Raw genomic sequence first — 430 nt, 5'->3', positions numbered from 1 at the left:
CTTTACTTAGTCGCGCGCCAACTTCGCCGTTTTGTCGCATATGCAGACAACACAACGCCTCCTAAAGAGCGCCCGAAAGTCTATCTAGTACTAGCAGCCGTGATGGGCTTCATCTGCGGTAGTGGCCTTCAGCCGACTTACGACAAAGCCATGCAGTGCAAGGCGGATAGCCTGCCTGTTGTCGCATGCACGTTTTTCCCAAACGCTAGCCAGCGTTAAGCGGTTAGAGTGCAGTGCCGTACTCACCTGCGGCACACCTACCTCGCGTCACCACTCATCAGCATAAGGAACGGCAGAGGATGCCTATCGAAGAGTTTGGCGGTAAGAACAACTACAAAATTACTCCACCGCTACCACAGCACCTTGAGCACCAACCGATTTACGCAATGCCATACCAACCATTCGATGGCATCTATCGTAAAAACACTGA

Annotated in this window: 1 protein-coding gene; it reads left to right on the top strand. The window is 52.1% G+C overall.

Going from position 1 to position 430, the window contains the following annotated elements; genetic code table 11:
- Positions 1 to 219 (top strand): hypothetical protein (locus AC0T7J_RS25370; protein WP_473798550.1); only part of this gene is annotated, 219 nt, incomplete at its 5' end.
- Positions 220 to 430: the final 211 nt, after the last annotated feature.

The sequence above is a fragment of the Pantoea sp. E956-1 genome, from assembly GCF_982223955.1.
This window is presented reverse-complemented; position numbering and strand designations above follow the sequence as displayed.